This is a genomic window from Burkholderia sp. 10_S31, from assembly GCF_056930375.1.
In genome coordinates this window covers 1625646-1642712 of record NZ_JBXOWK010000003.1, presented here as the reverse complement: position 1 = coordinate 1642712, position 17067 = coordinate 1625646, and the positions used below count along the sequence as shown (strand labels likewise).

General features: G+C 66.7%; 18 protein-coding genes and 1 pseudogene. 14 read left to right on the top strand and 5 right to left on the bottom strand.

Going from position 1 to position 17067, the window contains the following annotated elements; genetic code table 11:
* The first annotated feature begins 91 nt into the window (after positions 1-91).
* The 8 genes from AC1Z3W_RS27675 to AC1Z3W_RS27640 all read left to right on the top strand — a co-directional run bounded on the left by AC1Z3W_RS27675 (position 92) and on the right by AC1Z3W_RS27640 (position 7937).
* A complete protein-coding gene (locus AC1Z3W_RS27675) occupies positions 92-985 on the top strand; it encodes a LysR family transcriptional regulator (protein WP_057928923.1) in 894 nt (297 codons plus the stop codon).
* 163 nt (positions 986-1148) lie between these two features.
* Complete coding sequence (locus tag AC1Z3W_RS27670; protein ID WP_124832979.1) at positions 1149-1913, top strand: sugar phosphate isomerase/epimerase family protein; 765 nt, start codon at positions 1149-1151, stop codon at positions 1911-1913.
* Positions 1914-1941: 28 nt separating this feature from the next.
* Positions 1942-2934, top strand: a complete 993-nt coding sequence (locus AC1Z3W_RS27665; protein WP_057928925.1) for a sugar kinase — start codon at positions 1942-1944, stop codon at positions 2932-2934.
* 163 nt (positions 2935-3097) lie between these two features.
* Entirely contained in the window at positions 3098-4378 is a 1281-nt protein-coding gene (locus AC1Z3W_RS27660; RefSeq protein WP_124832981.1) for an MFS transporter, read from the top strand.
* A gap of 5 nt (positions 4379-4383) precedes the next feature.
* Entirely contained in the window at positions 4384-5349 is a 966-nt protein-coding gene (locus AC1Z3W_RS27655; protein WP_483508878.1) for an NAD(P)-dependent oxidoreductase, read from the top strand.
* Positions 5350-5675: 326 nt separating this feature from the next.
* Positions 5676-6719 carry a LacI family DNA-binding transcriptional regulator gene (locus AC1Z3W_RS27650; RefSeq protein ID WP_057928969.1) on the top strand — a complete coding sequence of 348 codons (1044 nt, stop codon included), beginning with the start codon at positions 5676-5678 and terminating at the stop codon, positions 6717-6719.
* A 54-nt stretch (positions 6720-6773) separates the two neighbouring features.
* On the top strand, positions 6774-7562 hold the full coding sequence (locus AC1Z3W_RS27645) for a YhfC family intramembrane metalloprotease (protein WP_057928927.1): 789 nt from the start codon (positions 6774-6776) through the stop codon (positions 7560-7562).
* 12 nt (positions 7563-7574) lie between these two features.
* Positions 7575-7937: a DUF3022 domain-containing protein gene (locus AC1Z3W_RS27640; protein ID WP_057928928.1), complete on the top strand. Its 363-nt coding sequence runs from the start codon at positions 7575-7577 to the stop codon at positions 7935-7937.
* A 51-nt stretch (positions 7938-7988) separates the two neighbouring features.
* Here AC1Z3W_RS27640 and AC1Z3W_RS27635 read toward each other — a convergent pair whose 3' ends face one another.
* Together AC1Z3W_RS27635 and AC1Z3W_RS27630 are read right to left on the bottom strand one after the other, a co-directional pair.
* Positions 7989-8420 (bottom strand): PGDYG domain-containing protein, encoded by a 432-nt coding sequence (locus AC1Z3W_RS27635; protein ID WP_124832983.1) that lies wholly within the window; start codon positions 8418-8420, stop codon positions 7989-7991.
* A gap of 128 nt (positions 8421-8548) precedes the next feature.
* Positions 8549-9097, bottom strand: a complete 549-nt coding sequence (locus tag AC1Z3W_RS27630) for a Spy/CpxP family protein refolding chaperone (protein WP_124832984.1) — start codon at positions 9095-9097, stop codon at positions 8549-8551.
* A gap of 339 nt (positions 9098-9436) precedes the next feature.
* On the opposite strand from AC1Z3W_RS27630, the gene AC1Z3W_RS27625 reads away from it, so the two are divergent.
* Positions 9437-9901, top strand: a complete 465-nt coding sequence (locus tag AC1Z3W_RS27625; protein WP_006481526.1) for an Lrp/AsnC family transcriptional regulator — start codon at positions 9437-9439, stop codon at positions 9899-9901.
* A 417-nt stretch (positions 9902-10318) separates the two neighbouring features.
* Entirely contained in the window at positions 10319-11419 is a 1101-nt protein-coding gene (locus tag AC1Z3W_RS27620; protein ID WP_040144221.1) for a saccharopine dehydrogenase family protein, read from the top strand.
* Between the two features lie 112 nt (positions 11420-11531).
* On the opposite strand, the gene AC1Z3W_RS27615 is transcribed toward AC1Z3W_RS27620, so the two are convergent.
* Positions 11532-12149 carry a P-loop nucleotide/nucleoside kinase family protein gene (locus tag AC1Z3W_RS27615; protein ID WP_057928931.1) on the bottom strand — a complete coding sequence of 206 codons (618 nt, stop codon included), beginning with the start codon at positions 12147-12149 and terminating at the stop codon, positions 11532-11534.
* On the bottom strand, positions 12146-12292 hold the full coding sequence (gene cydX / locus AC1Z3W_RS27610) for a cytochrome bd-I oxidase subunit CydX (RefSeq protein WP_124832985.1): 147 nt from the start codon (positions 12290-12292) through the stop codon (positions 12146-12148). The genes AC1Z3W_RS27615 and cydX overlap by 4 nt, the downstream gene beginning before the upstream one ends.
* A gap of 186 nt (positions 12293-12478) precedes the next feature.
* On the opposite strand from cydX, the gene corA reads away from it, so the two are divergent.
* Positions 12479-13456, top strand: a complete 978-nt coding sequence (gene corA, locus AC1Z3W_RS27605) for a magnesium/cobalt transporter CorA (protein ID WP_124832986.1) — start codon at positions 12479-12481, stop codon at positions 13454-13456.
* Positions 13457-13466: 10 nt separating this feature from the next.
* On the opposite strand, the gene AC1Z3W_RS27600 is transcribed toward corA, so the two are convergent.
* On the bottom strand, positions 13467-13754 hold the full coding sequence (locus AC1Z3W_RS27600) for a YciI-like protein (protein ID WP_057928933.1): 288 nt from the start codon (positions 13752-13754) through the stop codon (positions 13467-13469).
* A 468-nt stretch (positions 13755-14222) separates the two neighbouring features.
* Between AC1Z3W_RS27600 and AC1Z3W_RS27595 the strand changes: the two genes are divergently transcribed.
* From AC1Z3W_RS27595 to AC1Z3W_RS27585, 3 genes and pseudogenes are all read left to right on the top strand, one after another.
* Positions 14223-14711: an aminoacyl-tRNA deacylase gene (locus tag AC1Z3W_RS27595; protein ID WP_044848239.1), complete on the top strand. Its 489-nt coding sequence runs from the start codon at positions 14223-14225 to the stop codon at positions 14709-14711.
* Positions 14712-15054: 343 nt separating this feature from the next.
* Positions 15055-15483: pseudogene (locus AC1Z3W_RS27590) on the top strand (helix-turn-helix domain-containing protein); the annotation flags it as partial.
* A gap of 805 nt (positions 15484-16288) precedes the next feature.
* Positions 16289-16996 carry an SDR family NAD(P)-dependent oxidoreductase gene (locus AC1Z3W_RS27585; RefSeq protein ID WP_057928935.1) on the top strand — a complete coding sequence of 236 codons (708 nt, stop codon included), beginning with the start codon at positions 16289-16291 and terminating at the stop codon, positions 16994-16996.
* The last annotated feature ends 71 nt before the right edge of the window (positions 16997-17067 follow it).

Genomic DNA, 17067 nt, shown 5'->3' with positions numbered 1-17067 from the left:
GTTGCGATGGCTTAATCCTAATTTGGATATATCGATATGAAAAATTGTGATTTGTGACGTAAACTATCCGGAAAGCCGATAATTCATCCCCATGACCCCGGATCAACTGATAACGTTCGCGGCCGTCGCCGAGCACCTGAACATCAGCCACGCTGCCGTGGCGCTGCATCTGTCGCAGCCTGCCGTGTCCGGCCAGCTGCGCCTGCTGCAGGACGAGTTCGGCGAGCCGCTATACCAGCGCGACGGCCGCGGCATCCGCCTCACGCCGGTCGGCGAGCAGCTCGCGCAGTACGCGAAGGCGCAGCGCGACACGTTCGCGCAGGCGCGCGCGTTTCGCGACGCGGTGCGCGGGCTCGATGCCGGCACGCTGCGAATCGGCGCGAGCACGACGCCGGCCAGCTACCTGCTGCCGTACCTGATCGCGGCGTTCCAGCCGCGCGCGCCGCGGGTCGCGATCCAGACGATGAGCGGCAATACGGCCGACGTGGTTGCCGCACTGGCGTCGCTCGACATCGCGATGATCGAAGGGCCGCCCGGCGAGTCGCTGCCGCCCGGCACCGCCGTGCATGCGTGGCGCGAGGACGAGATCGTCGCGGTCGTGCCGGCCGGGCATCCGCTCGCCGCACCCGAGTACGAAGCCGGCGTCACGCTCGACGCACTCGCCGCGCATCCGCTCGTGCTGCGCGAGGAGGGCTCTGCCGTGCGGCAGCTCGTCGAACGCGCGTTCGCGCACGGCGGTGCGCCGACGCGCGTCGCGTTCGAGATCGCGGGCGTCGAGGCCGTGAAGGAAGCCGTGCGTGCGGGGATGGGCGTCGGGTTCGTGTCCGCGATGTCGCTGCGTCACGAGGATGCGGCGCTCGTGCCGCGTTCGCTGGCCCCCGCGCCGCTCACGCGCCATTTCTCGATTCTGGTGCCGCATGGCGCCGCGCCGTCGCGCGTGGCCGCCCAGTTCCTCGACATGAGCCTCTCGCACGACGCCGCATAGGCCGCCGAAGCTGCTCCGGGAACGCCGCATGCAGGTGCGCAGGCACGCATTCTTCGTGTGCCGGCCGGTCTTAGGGATTTCCTCTATGGCGCGCACCTGAGGCGAAGCGCACCATCCGTCTCAAGCAAATGGAACCGGTTCCATTCCGGTAAAAAGGGCAGACATGGCAGACATCGTGATCGTGGCGAGCGCATTCGGGATGGACCGCGTGCGCCAGGAGGGCCACCGTGCATTCGTCGCGACCGCTGCGGCATCCGGCGCGACCGGTTTCGAGGTGCGGCGCGAGCTGTTCGCATCGGACGACGAAGCGGCGCCCGGCGCGCTGGCCGAGCTCGGCACGGCACTGGTCGCGCACGGGCTGTGGTCGGTCTATTCGACGCCGGCCACGTTGTACACGGAAACCGGCGCGCTCGACGCCGACGCGCTGCGCGACACGCTCGCGCAAGCCGATGCGCTCGGCGCGCGCTTCGTCAAGTTCCAGCTCGGCGGCTTCGCAGGCGATGCGCATGCGGCCGAGATCGTCGCGCTGTCGCGCGGCGCGCGTGCCCGCGTGGTGGTCGAGAACGGCCAACTGCCGATGGGCGGCGCGCTCGCGCAGTTCCGCGGGCTGTTCGATGCGCTGCGCGAGGCGGGCATGCCGGATGTGCTCGGCATGACGTTCGACATCGGCAACTGGCAGTGGCCGGGCGAAGCGCCGCTCGCGTGTGCGCGCTCGCTCGCGCCGCACGTGGAATACATTCATTGCAAGGCCGTCGAGGGCGAGGGCGCGCGCCGTTTCGCGGTGGCGCCGGCGCCGGGCGATCCGCTCGTCACGGACGTGCTCGCGGCCCTGCCGCAAGCGGCGCCGCGCGGGATCGAGTTCCCGTTCGATGCGGCGGACCTGGCGGGCGATGCCGGCCGGCGCGTCGCGTGGCTCGCCGCCGCGTGACGCCGGAAGGATACGGAGGAGGTCATTCATGAAAGCAGCACTCGATGTCGTGACCTACGGCGAAGCGATGGCGATGTTCGTCGCCGCCGAGCCCGGCCATCTCGCGCACGCCGCGCAATTCACGAAGCGGATCGCGGGCGCGGACCTGAACGTCGCGATCGGCCTGTCGCGGCTCGGCTTCAAGGTCGGCTGGATGAGCCGGGTCGGCCGCGACTCGTTCGGCGGCTACGTGCTCGACACGCTCGCACGCGAAGGCATCGACGCGTCGTGCGTGACGGTCGATCCGCGTTATCCGACCGGCTTCCAGCTGAAGTCGCGCAACGCTGACGGCAGCGACCCGACCGTCGAATATTTCCGCAAGGGCTCGGCCGCGAGCCACCTGTCGTGCGACGACTACGTGGCCGACTACGTGCTCGGCGCGCGGCACCTGCACCTGACGGGCGTCGCGCCTGCGATCTCCGCGACGTCGTGCGAGCTCGCGTTCCAGCTGGCGCGCGAGATGCGCGCGGCGGGCAAGTCGATCTCGTTCGATCCGAACCTGCGCCCGACGCTGTGGCCGTCCGCCGACGTGATGGCGAAGACGCTGAACGCGCTCGCGGCGCTCGCCGACTGGGTGCTGCCGGGGCTTGCCGAAGGGCAGCAGCTCACCGGGCATGACACGCCGGCCGACATCGCGGGCTTCTATCTGGCACAAGGCGCGCGTGGCGTGGTGATCAAGCTGGGTGCCGAAGGCGCGTATTTCCGCACGGCCGACGGCCGCGAGGGCACGGTCGCGGGCGAGCACGTCGCGAACGTGGTCGACACGGTCGGGGCCGGCGACGGCTTCGCGGTCGGCGTGGTCAGCGCGCTGCTCGAAGGCCGGTCCGTCGAGCAGGCGGTCGTGCGCGGCAACCGCATCGGAGCGCTCGCGATCCAGGTGATCGGCGATTCGGAAGGCCTGCCGACCCGTGTCGCACTCGATCGGCTCGAAAATGTCAGCAATCGCACCGATCGCTTGGAGGAAACCGTCACCGCGCAATGAGAGGCCGACCACGGCACAATCCGCGGACCCATTTCGTGCTTCACGCACGGTTTTGCATGAGGCCGGACGAGGCGGCGATATGCCGAGGCCGGTCGATTCCCGACAGGACGGGAGCGGAGTCAGGCGACGACCCGCCACTCCGATCTATCTAGGAGACACACAGATGGCAGCCAATCTTGCAGCACGACGCTGGTGGACGATCATGCCGATCGTCTTCATCACCTACAGCCTCGCCTACCTCGACCGCGCAAATTACGGGTTCGCGGCAGCGGCCGGCATCAACCAGGACCTCGGGATCAGCAAGGGGCTGTCGTCGCTGATCGGTGCGCTGTTCTTCCTCGGCTATTTCTTCTTCCAGATTCCGGGCGCGATCTATGCGGAGCGCCGCAGCGTGAAGAAGCTGGTGTTCGCCAGCCTCGTGCTGTGGGGCGCCTGCGCGGCGCTCACGGGCGTGGTCACGAACATCCCGTCGCTGATGGCGATCCGCTTCGTGCTCGGTGTGGTCGAGGCAGCCGTGATGCCGGCGATGCTGATCTACATCAGCAACTGGTTCACGAAGAGCGAACGCTCGCGTGCGAACACGTTCCTGATCCTCGGCAACCCGGTCACCGTGCTGTGGATGTCGATCGTGTCGGGCTATCTGGTCCACGAATTCGGCTGGCGCCACATGTTCATCGCCGAAGGCGTGCCGGCCGTGATCTGGGCCGTGTGCTGGTGGTTCCTCGTGCAGGACAAGCCGGCCGATTCGCCGTGGCTCACCGCACAGGAAAAGCGCGATCTCGACGCCGCGCTCGCGGCCGAGCAGGCGGCGATCAAGCCCGTGCGCAACTACGGCGAAGCATTCCGTTCGCCGGCCGTGATCAAGCTGTGCGCACAGTATTTCTGCTGGAGCATCGGCGTGTACGGCTTCGTGCTGTGGCTGCCGTCCATCGTCAAGAACGGCTCCGAGCTCGGGATGGTCGCGACCGGCTGGCTGTCGGCGCTGCCGTACCTCGCGGCGACGATCGCGATGCTGGTCGCATCGTGGGCGTCCGACAAGGTCGGCTCGCGCCGCGGCTTCGTGTGGCCGTTCCTGCTGGTCGGCGCGGCCGCGTTCGCCGCATCCTATGCGCTCGGCTCGTCGCATTTCTGGATCTCCTATGCGCTGCTGGTGATCGCGGGCGCCGCGATGTACGCGCCGTACGGCCCGTTCTTCGCGATCGTCCCGGAACTGCTGCCGAGGAACGTCGCCGGTGGCGCGATGGCGCTGATCAACAGCATGGGCGCGCTCGGCTCGTTCGTTGGCTCGTATTTCGTCGGCTACCTGAACGGGGCGACCGGGTCGCCCGTCGCGTCGTATGCGTTCATGAGCGTCGCGCTCGTCGCCGCGGTGATCCTCACGCTGTCCGTCAAACCCCAGGCGCGCGATGCGCACTCGCTCGCGACGCCGCTGCAAGGAAAATGAAAACGATGAAGCCTCGTATCGTCGCGTACAAGCCGCTGCCCGATGACGTTCTCGCGTACCTGCGCGAGCATGCGGACGTCGTGCAGGCCGATGGCGCCGACGCGCTCGCCGATGCCCTCGGCGACGCGGAGGGCGCGATCGGCGCGAGCCTGAAGATCACGCCGCAGATGCTCGATCGTGCGCCGCGGCTGAAGGCCTGGTCGACGATCTCGGTCGGCTACGACAACTTCGACGTCGCGGATCTCACGCGGCGCGGCATCGTGCTCGCGCATACGCCCGACGTGCTGACCGAATCGACCGCCGACACCGTGTTCTCGCTGATCCTCGCGTCCGCGCGGCGCGTGGTCGAACTGGCGGAGTGGGTGAAGGCCGGGCATTGGCATCGCAGTATCGGCCCCGATCTGTACGGCACCGACGTGCAGGGCAAGACGCTCGGCATCGTCGGGCTCGGACGGATCGGCGGCGCGGTCGCGCGCCGCGCGGCGCTCGGTTTCCGGATGCAGGTGCTGTACACGAACCGTTCCGCGCATGCCGAAGCCGAGACGCAATACGGCGCGCGCCGCGTGACGCTCGACGAGCTGCTCGCGCAGTCGGATTTCGTGTGCCTGCAGGTGCCGCTGTCGCCGGAAACGCATCACCTGATCGGCACGGCCGAATTCGCGAAGATGAAGCGCGGCGCGATCCTGATCAACGCATCGCGCGGGCCGGTGGTCGACGAGGCCGCGCTGATCGACGCGCTGCGTGCGGGCACGATCCGCGGTGCGGGGCTCGACGTGTTCGAGAAGGAGCCGTTGCCGGCGGATTCGCCGCTGCTGCGGATGAACAATGTCGTCGTGCTGCCGCATATCGGCTCGGCGACGCACGAGACGCGCCATGCGATGGCGCGCTGCGCCGCGGAAAACCTGGTCGGCGCGCTGGCCGGCACGCTGCGCACGAACCTCGTCAATCCCGACGCACTCGCGCGCGCCTGAGCGGCAGTGGCGGCCGGCCGACGGGGCCGCCGGCACCGTTAGAGACGATGGTCTTGGTGCGGGAGGGCAGGCTGCGTTATGATCGCCGGCTCGTCGCATCGACGACCCGGCCACGCGGCCGGCGGCGTCCGGCGACGGGCAATCCGTGCCAGGTCCGGTGCGGCCGATCGCCGTTCGTTGCCGGTGACCGGGGCGGGCGCGAACGCGCCGGCTTCGGTCGACCGCGAAGCATCGGATCGGCGGCGTCCGCCCGGTGGCTTTGGTATCCAACAACAATGGTCCGTCCGCATACGAAGCGGCGCGGATCGTACGTCGCGAGGCACGACTTGAGCGATTCGCAACCTTCCACGCAGCGTCCGGCGACGATCAGCGACGTCGCGCGCGAAGCCGGCACGGGCAAGACCAGCGTTTCGCGCTATCTGAACGGCGAGACGCACGTGCTGTCCGCCGATCTGCGCCAGCGGATCGAGGCGGCGATCGCGCGCCTCAATTACCGGCCGAACCAGATGGCGCGCGGGCTGAAGCGCGGCCGCAACCGGCTGCTCGGCATGCTCGCGGCCGATCTGACCAATCCGTATACCGTCGAAGTGCTGCAGGGCGTCGAGGCCGCGTGCCACGCGCTCGGCTACATGCCGCTCATCTGTCACGCGGCGAATGAAGTCGAGATGGAGCGGCGTTTCCTGCAGTTGCTCACGACCTACCGGGTCGAAGGGCTGATCGTCAATGCGCTCGGTGCCGAGGAGGACGTGCTGCGCCCCCTGCGCGGCGGCGGCATCCCGGCCGTGCTCGTCGACCGGACGGTCGAGGGCTTCGAGGCCGACCTGATCGGGCTCGACAACACCGATGCGATCGAGACGGCGCTCGCGCACCTGATCGCGCGCGGCTTCGACGCGATTCATTTCGTCGTGCAGCCGTTCGAGCACGTCAGCTCGCGGCGCCTGCGCGAGGCTGCGTTTCGCGCCGCGCTCGGCGCGCGCGGGCTGCCGGTGCCGTCGACGGTCGTGCTCGACCTGAACGAGCCGGCCGTGGCCGCCGCGGCGCTCGCGGATCTCGACGCACGCATCGACGATGCGACGCGGCGCGGCGTACGTGCGGCGCTGTTCGCCGCGAACGCGCCGGTCGCGCTCGCGATCGCGCGCCACCTGCGTGCGCGTTTCGGCGCCGCGTGGCAGGAAAAGGCCGCGCTGCTGTCCATCGACGATCCGGAGTGGGCCGAGCTGATCGGCATCACGGCGATCCGCCAGCCGACCTACGAGATCGGCTACAAGGCCGTCGAATTCGTGCACGAGCGGATCGACGGCGCGGCCGGCGACGTGCGCGTCGCGATGCTGCCGGGCGAGCTGATTGCGCGCGCGTCGACCGCAAGCTGAGTATCATTCGGGGCACGCAGCGCGTCAGGTGCGCTGCCCCGAACAAGGAAATACATGACTGTCGCTCCCGTCACGCTGGCGGTGTTGATTGCCGCCACGCTGATCATCGCGCTACTGCCGTTCGTTCTCTTCCGCACCCTGCGCAAGCCGCTTGCGCTCGACCGCCGCGACACGATCGTCGGCGTCGCCGTCTTCACGCTGTTCGCGATGATCGTCGAACGCGCGTTCCATGGCCTCGTGCTGAGCCAGACGCCTGCCGGCGGCTGGCTCACGCAGCCGCTCGCATTCGTCGCGTACAGCGCGCTCGCGACTGCGGTGTTCGAGGAAGTCGGCCGCTATCTCGGGATGCGGTTCCTGAATCGCCGCTACGGCGCATCGACCGGCGACGGGCGCGGCATCGGCTACGGGATCGGCCATGCCGGCGCCGAAGCGTGGTTCGTCGGCGTGCTCGTGTGGGGCCAGTGGTCGTATCTCGCGTGGCTCGCGAGCCGCGGACAGCTTGAGACGCAGCTCGCGGACCTGCCGGGCGATACCGTCGTGCGGCTGCACGTGATGCTGGCGACGCTGTCGGCACAGTCGATCCTGCTGTTGCTGCTCGAGCGCTGCTCGGCGTTCGTGGTGCAGCTCGCGCTGTCGGTGCTGGTCTGGCGCGGCGTGCGTGCCGGCCGCGCGGGTGTGCTGCCGCTTGCGATCGCGCTGCATGCGCTGGCTGTCGCGCCGGCACTGCTGTACCAGGTGCGCGTGCTGCCGGCCGGATCGCTCGAGGCCGTGTATTTCGTGCTGGCCGCGGTTCTGGTCGCCGTGCTGGCGAAGACGTGCCGGTCGCCGCGTGCGGCGGCCTGACGGGAGGACGGAATGGACGACTATCTGATCGAATGCCGGAGCGCCGAATTCGACGCGCTCGCGCGCGTGATCTGCGATCTCTTTCCGGAGCAGACGCGCTTTGCCGAAAGCAGCGACGAGCGCGGGCGGTTCCTGTCGGTGCAGTGGCTCGCGATGCGTTTCGGCTCGACGCCGAAGCGGATGACGCTCGACATCCGCATCGTGCCGGCCGCGCTGGCGCGCTATCTGGCGCTCAGGCCGATGCAGCGCGCGCGCAGCCACGCGGTGCTGCATGCGTACACGGAAGCGATGCTGGGCTCGCTCGAGGAGCGGCACGCGGCCGGCGAGGCCGTCGAGCGTGACGCGGAACTCGAACTCGACGAAGACTTCGCGTGAACGCGAGCGAGCACGTCGGCGCGGTGCCGGTGTAGTGTCGCTGCGGGTGCGTTACGCGTCGCGGTAGACCTGCGCGAAACGCTGCGCCTGCACGACGCCGTAGTCGCCGGGCGCATACTGCATCACCCAGTCGCCGGCGACGCCGCGCAGCGTGTCGCCGTTTTCCGAGCGGGCGATCGTGAACGGCTCGTCCATGCGGCGGGCGAGCACGACGGCCGGCCGGTTCCGGTACGCGCCCGGCGTGCCGTGCGCGAGCGTCGGATCGGCGGGCAGGTACTTCGCGTCGAAACGTGCGCGCGACACGACCCAGCGGTCGCCGGTCGAGCCGGTGATTAGCGCGTCGCCCGCGACATAGCGGTTCGGGCCTTCGAGGCTCATCAGTTCGCCGTCGGCATCGGCGAATGCGACCGTGACGGTTTCGTCCTTGACGACGCGACGGGCCTGCGGGTCGGTACGCAGATCGATGTGCTTGAGTTCGAGCATGGCGGGGAAGTGCGGGAAAAGCCGGGAGCTTATCCCGAATTCGGCGCGCCGTGTGACGCGCCGAATTCCCGCGGGATGCGCGACGCCGTTCGGCCCTTGCGGGCAGCGCGGCGCCGGCGAGGCGGAGGTCAGGGTTGGGCGGGCGCGCTTGCGGCCGGCGCGGCTGCTGCCTTGCCGTCCTTGCTCTTCTTGCCCTTGCCGCGGTGTTCGCCGCCGTGGTGCAGCCAGCTGCGGAACGTCGTGTCGGCGAGCGCCTTCTGGTCAGCCGGGAAGCGTTCGTAGAGCGGCGCGAATGCGTCGGCGAGCTTCTTCGCGCCGTCCGCGTTCGCCTGGGCGAGTTCCGCGTACTGCTTCATGTCGTCGACCGCGGACACGTTGTGGCTTTCCATCCGTGCGCGATAGAGGTGGCCCATCGTTTCGCCGTTCTCGCGCATCGTGTCGGCGAACGTCTTCCATTGCGGCTCCTGCGCCGACGTGATCTTCAACTGATCGTGCAGGTACTTGATGCGCTGCTCGATGCGCGCCTCATGGCGTGCGGCGCGTTGTTCGGCGCTCGGCGCCGACGCGGCCGTTGCCGTTGCCGTCGCCGGAGCAGGTGTCTGCGGTTGCGGCGGCGTTTGCGCGAATGCGCTGGCTGCAATGGCGAGCATGGCGAGGGTGAGCGAGATTTTCTTCATGGTTGGCTCTCCGGGGTGGTGTCGTGCGAGCGGGCGCGGCGGCCAGTGCCGCGAGCGCGCATCTCGCGTCGCCTGTTATTAGTAGCACGTTGCGTGTCGCGCAGCAGCGAAAGCGACACTTGCTTACATCCGATACGAATCGAAATTGAAAGGGACATAGCGGGCGGGCGACGGTCGACGGCGTCCGGTCGGCACGCCGGACGGCGACTGCGAGCGAGGAGGGTGGTGCACATGCGCGAGCCCATGACGGCGTGCGATGCCGTTTGGGCGCACCGGCGTTCGGCGCTATCATCGCGTCACGTTCCATTTCGCCGGCGCGCTGCACGCCGGCCCAGTCTCATGCGTCCACCTCGCCTCGACCAACTCGACGACCTCGACCGGCAACTCGTCGCGCTGCTGCAAGCGGATGCGCGCGCAAGCGTCGCCGATCTCGCGCGACAGCTCGACGTCGCGCGCACGACGGTCGTCGCGCGCATCGCGCGGCTCGAGCGCACGAACGTGATTGCCGGGTACAGCGTGCGGCTCGGCCAGGACGTGCTCGACGCGAGCATTTATGCGTACGTCGGCATCATCCTCACGCCGAAGTTCGGCAAGGACGTGCTGCGCAAGCTCGACCGGATGCCCGAAGTGCAGCTGCTGTGCGCGGTGAGCGGCGAATACGACTATGTCGCGTGGCTGCGTGCCGATTCGCCGGAGCGCCTGAACGACCTGCTCGACCAGATCGGCACGCTCGAAGGCGTCGAGCGCACGACGACGTCGATCATCCTGTCGCGCAAGATCGATCGCGGCACGATTGGCGGATGACGCGCCGCATGCGGCGTCCCGAGTGACGCCGTGGCGCGATTCGTCGCGCAGGTTGTTCCTCCTTTTTTCCTTCCGTTGATGCCCGCCGTTTGCGTTCGCCCGCACGGCGGGGCATGACCTTCGCGCATCTTCACGCGATCACCGTTGCGTCGAATGCCGGCCCGCGCGCGCCACGATTCCGCTTTGCTCGTTCATTCCTGCTTGTCCACACGCGTCCGCAGCGGCCCGTTTGCGGTGCGTCATATACGCGATTTTCAGACGATTTGGTCGTTGTGACGAAATGCATCGTCATTCCGTCGAATTTATCGGTCGTTTCGCATCACTCTTCGTCTTGGAACTGATTTTGCGCGTCCCTAAACTGTGTTCATGGCTCGACGCCGTACACCAACACCAAACCCATCATCAGGAGATAAGCGCATGAAAATCGCCATCGTCGGCGCAGGTCTGATCGGCCACACCATTGCTCACATGCTGCGTGAAACGGGCGACTACGAAGTCGTCGCGTTCGACCGCGATGCGGATGCGCTCGCCAAGCTGTCGCGTGAAGGCATCGCGACGCAGCGTGTCGATTCGGCCGACGCCAATGCGATCCGCGAAGCCGTGAAGGGCTTCGATGCGCTCGTCAACGCGCTGCCGTACTATCTCGCGGTCAACGTCGCCGCGGCGGCCAAGGCGGCCGGCGTTCACTACTTCGACCTGACCGAAGACGTGCGCGCCACCCACGCGATCCGCGAACTGGCCGACGGTTCGGACCGCGCGTTCATGCCGCAGTGCGGCCTCGCACCGGGCTTCATCGGCATCGCCGCACACGAGCTCGTGAACGGCTTCAGCGAAGTGCGCGACGTGAAGATGCGCGTCGGTGCGCTGCCCGAGTATCCGACCAACGCGCTGAAGTACAACCTGACGTGGAGCGTCGACGGCCTGATCAACGAATACTGCCAGCCGTGCGAAGCGATCCGCGACGGCCGCAAGCAGTGGGTGCAGCCGCTCGAAGGCCTCGAGCACTTCTCGCTGGACGGCACCGAATACGAAGCGTTCAATACGTCGGGTGGCCTGGGCACGCTGTGCGAGACGCTGTCGGGCAAGGTCGAGACGCTCGACTACAAGTCGGTGCGCTATCCGGGCCACCGCGAGCTCGTGCAGTTCCTGCTCGAGGACCTGCGCCTGTCGAGCGATCGCGACACGCTGAAGTCGATCATGCGCCGCGCAGTGCCGTCGACCAAGCAGGACGTCGTGCTCGTGTTCGTCACGGTGACGGGCGTGAAGGACGGCCAGCTCGTGCAGGACGTGTTCACGCGCAAGATCTTCGCGAAGGACGTGTGCGGGATGCACATGAGCGCGATCCAGATCACGACGGCCGGCGCGATGTGCGCGGTGCTGGATCTGTTCCGCGAAAAGAAGCTGCCGCAAAGCGGCTTCATCCCGCAGGAAAAGGTGTCGCTGAAGGCGTTCCTCGCGAACCGCTTCGGCAAGCTGTACGAAGGCGGCACGATGGAGCGCGTGCACGAAGTCGCCTGACGACGGGACTCCGGCACGAGGGCCGTGCAACGCCGGGAGCGCAACAGCGCTTCCGGCGTTGTTTTTTTGGGGGGCTTGCCGAAGCAGGGGGGAGCAGAGCGGTGCGTGTCGCTCAGGCGGGCAGCGGCGGAACCATCGTGGTCTGCGGCGCTGGCGGCGCGATGCGGTACAGCAGTGCATCGATCTCAGCGTCGGACGGCGCGGTGTTGTCGAACATCACGATGCCGTCGCATTCGTGGCCGGTCGGCACGAAGCGGCGTTGCCGGTATTCGTCCCAGTGCGCGAGCTTGTACGCGTCGTTCGGATTGCCGCGCGCGACGATTCGCTGGTGCGCGACGTCTTCCGCCGTATGGACCCACACGACCGTCAGCTTGACGTCCGGCCCGATGCCGAGCCATGCGCGGTCGAGGATGCGCCGGTCACGCACTTCGCGCGACAGCGGGCCGACCACGAGCGCGCCGATGCCGAGCGCGAGATTCTCGCGGGCCGTGTCGAGCAGGCCCTGGTATTCGGGATCGCGCAGATGCTTCAGGTAGAGCGGGCTGTCGCGGTCGTTCGGATCGGAGGTGAGGGCGCCCATCGCGGCCGAGCTGTAGCGGCCGTAGAGCGTGTCCTTGTCGAGCAGGCAGAAGGCCTCGCCGGTCGCGCGCATCAGCGGCCCGATCAGCCGCTTCGCGAGCGTGGTCTTGCCGGTTCCGGCATGACCGCAGAAGAACACCAGATGCGTCACGAATACCGGCTCCCCGAGCCCGCGCGCGATGCGTCGGTGCGCTTGTCGTCGCGAGAGAACACTTCCGCCTCCAGCCACATCGCGTTGATGATGCCGAAGCCGAGCGCCACGCCGATGCCGAGTATCCACGAGAAATACCACATGGGCCTGCCTCCTTGACGGTTGGGCAGCACGGCCATGCCGTGCGAATGCGGAATGCCGAAGCGTTGCCGTGCGCGCGCTGCGGCGCATGCAGTTCGATCATGACCAATATCGGCGCGCCGCGCAAGCCGGGCCGTCCACGCGGCAAACCGGTAAACTGATGCGGAAACGGCAACATCACGGACAATATGCTGATCAATTGTGCTGCATACCAGGACGGCCGCAAGCTGGCCGACATCGATATCGACGCCATCAGCGACTACGTGTCGAAGCCCGAGTGTTTCGTGTGGGTCGCGCTGAAGGATCCGACACCGGACGAGATCGACCTGATGGGCGAGGAGTTCGGGCTGCACGAACTCGCGCTCGAGGATGCCCGCAAGGGGCATCAGCGCCCGAAGATCGAGGAGTACGGCGATTCGCTGTTCGCGGTGCTGCATACGGTCGAGCTCGACGATGACGGCGAATTCAAGGTCGGCGAACTGAACGTGTTCGTCGGCCCGAACTACGTGCTGTCGATCCGCAACCATACCGAGCAGGATTTCCGCGCGGTGCGCAAGCGCTGCGAGCGCGAACCGCATCTGCTGCAGGAAGGCTCGGCGTTCGTGTTCTATGCGTTGATGGACCAGGTCGTCGACCGCTATTTCCCGATTCTCGAGACGCTTGGCATCGAACTCGAGGAACTCGAGGACCGCATCTTCACGAAGGCCACGCCCGCGTCGTCGCGCGCGATCATCGAGGATCTCTATTCGCTGAAACGCCGGCTCGTGATGCTGTACCAGCACACGGCGCCGCTGATCGAGCCGCTCGCGAAGCTCACCGGCGGTCGCATTCCGCAGGTCTGCAGCGGCATGGAACATTACTTCCGCGACGTGTACGACCACCTGCAGCGGATCGTGAAGACGATCGAAGGGCGGCGCGAAATGGTCGTGACCGCGATCCAGGTCAACCTCGGGATGATCTCGCTCGCGGAGAACGAGGTGACCAAGCGGCTCGGCTCGTTTGCCGCGCTGTTCGCGATACCGACGATGGTCGCCGGTATCTACGGGATGAACTTCGCGAACATGCCCGAACTGCACCTCAAGTACGGTTTCTACGGCTGCATCGCGGTGATGGTTGCGGCCGATCTCGCGTTGTGGTGGCGCTTCAAGCGGGCGGGGTGGTTGTAGCCGCGACGCCCTAGTGCGGTGCGTGCTTGCCGACCACGACACGCCACGGCCGCACGCGCCACGACTTGACGAGGCCGTTCTGCACGTACGGATCGGCGCGCGCGAACGATTCGGCGGCTTCCGGCGAATCGCCCTCGAACACGAGCACGGCCTGGTCGGCCGGATCCTGCAATGCGCCGGCGAGCACGAGCTCGCCGCGTTCGGTTGCCGCCCGCGCGAGGGCAAGGTGCTCGGCGCGGTACTGTTCGCGCCGGGACAGGTAATCGTCGACGAGTTCGTAGATCAACTGGTAATGCATGGTCGCTCCCGGAATCGACCGCCGCGGGATGGCGGGCGCCTGGCTCAGTATAGGGCGCGGGCCGGTCTTTGTCGGCGCGGTTCGTGGCAGCTTGCCGGTGCGTGACCGGCCGATTCCTCATGGCTTGTCGAGATGATTTCGGCATCTCGACACTCTTTTCATAAATGCAACTAACGGTCTATTGCGGCTCCGCCGTCGCATGGGTTTGCGTTATCGCGCCAGATGGCGCATCGCCAGTCTTGTCTGCAGGAAAGGCGGGGCCGGCAAGTGAATGGGGACGCGTATCCCGGGCCGGGATTTCACATGCCGGCGAGGGCGGTCGCGTTATCGAAAAAGGGGCCGAAGCCGAGTGTCGAGCCGTCCGTGCGAGAGCCGCTGCAAGGGCGTTTCCATTGGCCGCAATGCGACCTATGCTGAACGAATCCGGAGCGAACTTCGTTCGCCCGATTCATCCAGACGAGGTGTGCCATGCCTGTATCAGCCACCCTGCAGGATTGCCTGCGCCAGAAGTCATCGCGGTACGAAGTCGTGTACCACCCGTATAGCCATACCAGCATGGAGACGGCCGCCGCCGCGCATATCCCCGGCGATCGCCTCGCGAAAACCGTGCTGCTCGAGGACGACGAAGGCTACGTCGCCGCCGTGCTGCCGACGTCGCACGCGGTGCGGCTGTCGGATCTCTGGGTCAAGACCGGCCGCCATCTCGTGCTCGCCCGGGAAATCGAACTGCGCGAACTGTTCAAGGATTGCGACCTGGGCGCGTTGCCGCCAGTGTGCATGGCGTACGGGATGAAGACGTTCCTCGAGGAGCATCTCGCGCAGCAGCCGGAAGTGTATTTCGAGGCCGGCGACCACGAAGCGCTGATCCACATGATGCAGGACGAATTCCTGTCGCTGATGGAGACGGCCGAGCGCGCGCATTTCTCGCACAAGATGCAAGGGATGTGGTTGTCCTGATCGTCGTGTTGCGGACGGTTTGCGGTGGATGGAGACGGCGTCTGGCAGGCGTCCGTCGGGGGATGTCGCGTGTTGTCGGTTTGGCCCGGGCCGGGTTCTTGCTGGATGGAAAACAGCGGCTTTGGCGACGGGATTCCGGCGGCGTCCGGTCGGGATTTTCAGCGGTGATTTTGAGGAAATTCGAGATTTGACATAATCATAGTTATCAACGTTAAATCTTGTAGTAGCTTTTTAGAAATGTCGTGTTCTAGCCATTTAGAAATGTCGCGTTTGGACCTCGGTAAGCTTGCCGGCTCCCCGTCAGATCATGGAGCCGGCGATGCACCGAACAGCACTGGTGACATTGAACATGAGAGAACTCGACCGTCTGAAGGTAATCCAGGCCGTAGTGGATTTGGGCGTGAAGCCTGGCCGCGCGGCCGAACGCTTGGGCCTGACGGTCCGGCAGATCGAGCGGCTGGTGATTCGATACCGGGAGTCTGGCGCGGTGGGCCTGACCTCGCGCAAGCGTGGCGGTCCTGGCAACCGGCGGCTGGATGCGGAGTTGGCCCAGCGGGCCCTGACGATCATCCGGGATCGCTACGCCGATTTCGGGCCGACACTAGCGTGCGAGAAGCTTCGGGAATGCCACGGCATCCAGCTCGCCAAGGAAACGGTACGGCGGCTGATGACGGAAGCTGGTTTGTGGGTGCCACGCCGGCAACGACCGCCGAAGGTCTATCAGCCACGAGCACGGCGGGCGTGCCTGGGTGAACTGATCCAGATCGACGGCAAGCGCCGCGCGTCCCACGCGTCGAGCGCCGCCCTGGCAGCCCGAAACCGGAGGCATCGATCCGCCCCGTTCTCTAGTTCGTCTCGCCGTAGTGCCAGGCATGTCGCGCGCCGGCCATTTGACGGCGCTTGCATTCAGTTGGCGCCGGTGCCCGCGCGTCCTGCGTGTGTGCATGTGCTGTGCCGGTCGAAGCAAGCGTCCGGCATGAACGGATCGGCATCGTCCGGCGCGGGCGATATTGGGTCGCATCTGCGGATGTCGGCGGGATTGTGCCAGTTTTAGTTTTAGCCGCGTCCGGAGTGCTGGATAGCGTGCCGAGCATGTGCATGCGCGCGACAGCCCTGCCCTGATCCGCTTTTGGGAGCCGTCCGACGATGCGTGTGAAGGTGCGGTCAGGCGCGTTTTCAGATTCGACAGTTTGTGAAAATAATGAATCTATTGTGATAAGAAAAGTTATCTCGATAGTATCGATAAAGAGCCGAAATGCCCGGCGTGTTACGAACATCCAGCGTGCCGCGTTCGCGGTATTTGACTGCGAAAACCTCCGAATTCACGACGCTTGGACGCGCGACGTCGCACGATTGCCGGCTCGTAGGCGATCACGCCGATCTTCCCGCCAACACGCCGTCGCACCGAGCATCGCCGCGGCCGTCCCCGCACTTCCTCCATTTGTTCCCGCGACGCAAGACTATTGGTCCATGGTGGGTGTTCGAACTCCGGCCCGACGCGCCTAGAGTCTGGTCCATCGGATTCATCGATCCGGGCGGCACTGAAGCCGAAAACCAGTCACCTGTCGAGGCATATCATGAGCACTTCCAAAGTCATTATCGTCACCGGCGCATCGCAAGGCATCGGCGCTGAAACGGTCAGCGCATTCCGCGCACAGGGCCATCGGGTGGTCGCGACGTCCCGTTCGATCGGGCCGTCGGACGATCCCGATCTCGTCACCGTCGCGGGCGACATCGGCGACCCGGCGCTCGCGCGGCGCGTGGTCGACACCGCCATCGAGCGCTTTGGCCGGGTCGACACGCTCGTCAACAACGCCGGCGTCTTCATCGCGAAGCCGTTCACGCAATACTCGGCGGACGACTATGCTGCCGTCACCCGTGTGAACCTGGACGGCTTCTTCCACGTCACGCAGCGCGCAATCGCGGCGATGCAGCAGCACGGCGGCGGACACGTGGTCAGTATCACGACGAGCCTCGTCGACCACGCGAACAGCAACGTACCGTCGGTGCTCGCATCGCTGACGAAAGGCGGGCTCAATGCGGCGACGAAGTCGCTCGCAATCGAGTATGCGAAGGCCGGCATCCGCGTGAACGCCGTGTCGCCCGGCATCATCAAGTCGCCGATGCATGCACCCGACACGCATGCGACGCTCGCATCGCTGCATCCGGTCGGCCGGATGGGCGAGATGAGCGACATCGTCGGCGCGATCCTGTATCTCGATTCGGCGCCGTTCGTCACCGGCGAGATCCTGCATGTGGACGGCGGCCAGAGCGCCGGGCACTGAGCGGCAAGGCAGCAAGAACGCGCTGGCGCGGACGGCGCGACGCGGTCCGCTACCGGCGCAGCCGCGCCGCT

What these genes read in the sequence shown, in the direction of transcription:
- AC1Z3W_RS27595 (WP_044848239.1), top strand. Translation starts at nt 14,223, where the DNA reads ATGCCTGTATCAGCCACCCTGCAGGATTGCCTGCGCCAGAAGTCATCG.
- AC1Z3W_RS27600 (WP_057928933.1), bottom strand. Translation starts at nt 13,754, where the DNA reads ATGCATTACCAGTTGATCTACGAACTCGTCGACGATTACCTGTCCCGG.
- AC1Z3W_RS27620 (WP_040144221.1), top strand. Translation starts at nt 10,319, where the DNA reads ATGAAAATCGCCATCGTCGGCGCAGGTCTGATCGGCCACACCATTGCT.
- AC1Z3W_RS27670 (WP_124832979.1), top strand. Translation starts at nt 1,149, where the DNA reads ATGGCAGACATCGTGATCGTGGCGAGCGCATTCGGGATGGACCGCGTG.
- AC1Z3W_RS27645 (WP_057928927.1), top strand. Translation starts at nt 6,774, where the DNA reads ATGACTGTCGCTCCCGTCACGCTGGCGGTGTTGATTGCCGCCACGCTG.
- AC1Z3W_RS27665 (WP_057928925.1), top strand. Translation starts at nt 1,942, where the DNA reads ATGAAAGCAGCACTCGATGTCGTGACCTACGGCGAAGCGATGGCGATG.
- AC1Z3W_RS27635 (WP_124832983.1), bottom strand. Translation starts at nt 8,420, where the DNA reads ATGCTCGAACTCAAGCACATCGATCTGCGTACCGACCCGCAGGCCCGT.
- AC1Z3W_RS27625 (WP_006481526.1), top strand. Translation starts at nt 9,437, where the DNA reads ATGCGTCCACCTCGCCTCGACCAACTCGACGACCTCGACCGGCAACTC.
- AC1Z3W_RS27585 (WP_057928935.1), top strand. Translation starts at nt 16,289, where the DNA reads ATGAGCACTTCCAAAGTCATTATCGTCACCGGCGCATCGCAAGGCATC.
- AC1Z3W_RS27655 (WP_483508878.1), top strand. Translation starts at nt 4,384, where the DNA reads ATGAAGCCTCGTATCGTCGCGTACAAGCCGCTGCCCGATGACGTTCTC.
- AC1Z3W_RS27675 (WP_057928923.1), top strand. Translation starts at nt 92, where the DNA reads ATGACCCCGGATCAACTGATAACGTTCGCGGCCGTCGCCGAGCACCTG.
- AC1Z3W_RS27630 (WP_124832984.1), bottom strand. Translation starts at nt 9,097, where the DNA reads ATGAAGAAAATCTCGCTCACCCTCGCCATGCTCGCCATTGCAGCCAGC.
- cydX (WP_124832985.1), bottom strand. Translation starts at nt 12,292, where the DNA reads ATGTGGTATTTCTCGTGGATACTCGGCATCGGCGTGGCGCTCGGCTTC.
- AC1Z3W_RS27660 (WP_124832981.1), top strand. Translation starts at nt 3,098, where the DNA reads ATGGCAGCCAATCTTGCAGCACGACGCTGGTGGACGATCATGCCGATC.
- AC1Z3W_RS27640 (WP_057928928.1), top strand. Translation starts at nt 7,575, where the DNA reads ATGGACGACTATCTGATCGAATGCCGGAGCGCCGAATTCGACGCGCTC.
- corA (WP_124832986.1), top strand. Translation starts at nt 12,479, where the DNA reads ATGCTGATCAATTGTGCTGCATACCAGGACGGCCGCAAGCTGGCCGAC.